Origin of the sequence: Mariniphaga sediminis, from assembly GCF_003573545.1 — a bacterium.
Taxonomy (GTDB): domain Bacteria; phylum Bacteroidota; class Bacteroidia; order Bacteroidales; family Prolixibacteraceae; genus Mariniphaga; species Mariniphaga sediminis.
Genome location: NZ_QWET01000051.1, coordinates 1 through 3,067 on the forward strand (window position 1 = coordinate 1; position 3,067 = coordinate 3,067).

3 protein-coding genes are annotated in these 3,067 nt (G+C 35.2%); all 3 read left to right on the forward strand.

Translation table 11 applies throughout. The features are described 5' to 3' along the window. A partial coding sequence (locus D1164_RS24270; protein WP_147372286.1) for an integrase core domain-containing protein occupies window positions 1-132 on the forward strand: 132 nt, incomplete at its 5' end. Window positions 133-490: 358 nt separating this feature from the next. Next, window positions 491-1,870 carry an IS110 family RNA-guided transposase gene (locus D1164_RS23465; RefSeq protein WP_119352339.1) on the forward strand — a complete coding sequence of 460 codons (1,380 nt, stop codon included), beginning with the start codon at window positions 491-493 and terminating at the stop codon, window positions 1,868-1,870. Between the two features lie 20 nt (window positions 1,871-1,890). After that, entirely contained in the window at window positions 1,891-2,961 is a 1,071-nt protein-coding gene (locus tag D1164_RS23470; RefSeq protein WP_119352340.1) for a hypothetical protein, read from the forward strand. Window positions 2,962-3,067 lie beyond the last annotated feature (106 nt).

A 3,067-nucleotide genomic window follows, 5' to 3' on the forward strand; every position in this document is an offset into this window, starting at 1 on the left:
GACCAATGCTTTTTTTCAACAGCTCATGCAAAACGGGCAACAAAAAGCGCAATTAAAATTTATAATAATAAAAGGCTTCATGTATCTTTAAGGTACAAAACACCAAATATGGTGTTTAATAATGTAGTTTAATATAATGTTTAACCTGTAGCCGTATTCTAGGACTAGACATTCCCCACATAAGCACATCCAGAATAGAGTTCAAATAAGTTACTCTATTCTTCCCGAGCCAATTAACTACTGTTGCTAACGTGTGTACTTCGAATGAAATTTCTACTATTTTTGACCAGACCCTTTGTGTAACCGATTTTTAAAGTGGTGCTTTTAAAGCCCGTGGCGCATTCTGGTTGAAATGAAAAAAGCCCTTGAAGTCCAATTTCAAAGGCCTGTTGATAATTACAGTGGTGGTGCCAATTGGCAACCCCGTTCAGAATAATTCTCGATTCAAAGATACATTTCCTTAGGGTCATTTTAAAACTAAAACGAAATTATGCCTAGGAAAAAGAAAATTGAAATGGAGATTGTGAACCACAATGCCGCTGGCATTGATGTAGGTAGCAAATCTCACTTTGTTGCAATCGGACAAGCTCTGGAAGATGTAAAAGAATTTGGTGTTTATGCAGAAGATCTGGTTGAGTTATGTAAATGGTTGTTGTCTTTCGGGATTACAACTGTTGCTATGGAATCAACAGGTGATTACTGGCAGAATCTTTATGTAGAACTGCAAAAACATGGAATAGAAGTAATCCTTTGCAACGGAAAGTTTACAAAACATGCAAAGGGTAAAAAGACCGATGTAAAGGACAGCCGTTGGATACAGAAACTACATTCTTTGGGATTATTATCTGGCAGTTTTCTCCCCGATGAAACTACTGAGATATTACGCACTTACTGTCGCCAAAGAATAAATTGGATAGAACTGGCTGCAAGTACTTCCCGTAAAATGCAGAAGTATTTGAAGTTTCTTAACTTCAGATTAGATGTAGTAGTTAATGATGTTTGTGGATTGACTGGCTTAAAAATCATTGAAGAAATATGCAAAGGAAACCTGGATCCTCATTCACTTGCCGAATACAGACACTACAACTGTAAAAAACCAAAACAGGAAATTGCAAAAGCATTGCACGGAAACAACCGCGAAGATTACCTGTTTGGGCTCAGGCAAGAGTACGACAGTTACAAGTTTTTCCAAAGAAAAATAAAAGCTTGTGACAAAGAAATCGAGCGCCTAATCAAAAATGAAATCAAAAAATCTCCAGAAAAGAAAAAACTGAAAACCACTGAAAAACCATACAAAGGAATAAATAAGAATGCGGTAGAGATAAAAAACTTCAACCAGGTTGCTTTCCAGTACTTTGGAGGAGTCGACCTAATGGCTGTTGAAGGAGTAAGCCATGCTACTGTTATGGCAGTGATGAGCGAAATCGGAATTGATGGCTTTAAGAAGTTTAAAACAGCAAAACAATTTTGCTCTTGGTTACGATTGGCTCCAAATAATAAAATATCAGGAGGGAAAATCATAAGTAATAAAATACCAAAAGGAAGCAACCGGTTGAAAATTGCTCTTCGACACTCGGCAAATGCCATAGGCAATTTGAAAGATACCCACCTTTCCGATTTCTTTAAACGAATTGCATACCGCAAAGGCAGACAAGCAGCTGTGAGCGCAACCGCAAGAAAGCTGGCAACAATAATATGGACAATGGTCGTAAAAAATGTGCCATATAATCCACCTTCACAATACTTGTTCCTTGACCAAAAAAGAAAGATGGGCATAGCCAAAAGAATTAAAAAACAAATAGCTAAATTTGACATAAAACCTGATGAAATTGGATTAGGTAACTCTTTGAGCCCCAATTACAATTTTTAACGTTAGTCAGAATTATAAAGATGAAAAGAATCATATTTATTCTAATAACTTTTTGGGTGTCAACTTCATACATATGGAGTCAAGAGCATAATGTAAGAATTGAAATTCAATTAATAGGTTACGATGGATTTTCTCCCTTTAAATATTCAATTTCTAATGGCAACTATTATAATAATTACAGCTCCATTAAACCAGATAGTTCTGGTCTAATTGTTATTCTAAAGAAAATTGATTCAATTAAATTTTTCCATTTTCACTTTAGAAATAAAAATGAAGAAAGGACTTTTTACGAGTGTAGGCTTATTCTCCAGCCTGATAATAATTATTCGATAATCTGTAAAAGTCACGAATACGATGACTCCGAGATTCCATATAGTCCCGACATCTTTAGCTGGAAAATGGACAATGGAGACCAACTATCCAATTATAAAATGGATTTGGGACAGATGTACTACAATCTATTTGACAATGCCACAGAGGGCTGGATTTATAGAAAAGAGTGGGATTTATTGCAGCCGGACTCATTGCTGGACAAATTAGCTGTTAGGACAAATAAACAATTGGAGGTTTACCAGAACCTTTTAAACAGTGGAGAAATAAACAACGAGTTTTATGAAATAGCAAAATTAAATGTTGAATATTTTAATGCCTACAGACTTGCAAGTACTATTGAATCAACTTGGTTTCTCCCTCGGGTATTTGCCATAAAAGACTCACTGACAAATAATAAGCTAATCGATGTATATAAACAGTTATTCAAGCTATATCCAGTAAAAGGGAAAAGACTTGAGGATTTATTTGTTTCGGAGCGATTTATTGATGTTTATCTTAATTATCTGGAAAGTTTTAAAAATGGAACTTTTTCTGTTCCTGAAAAAGGAACTGATTGGCGTTCTTCAAGAATTGAGGACATAAAACCATATATTTCTCCTAAAGTGTACCAGAACTATAAAGTGAGAAATTCAGTTAACAAGGTAGGTTCTTTGGCACTAAAATCTTCAATACGGGCAAAAAGTTTTTTGGATAGTAATCCTGAAATGAAACAAACTATTTATGGTGATTTATTAGAGAATATCATTAGTGTCCACTAAAAATTAAAGCACAATTGGCCATGACCATTTTCAGGCATATCATCCATTTGCACCACCCTTTTGAAGAGTTCCCTGATCGGTGTTTTGTCGAAAAGCGACATGCTCA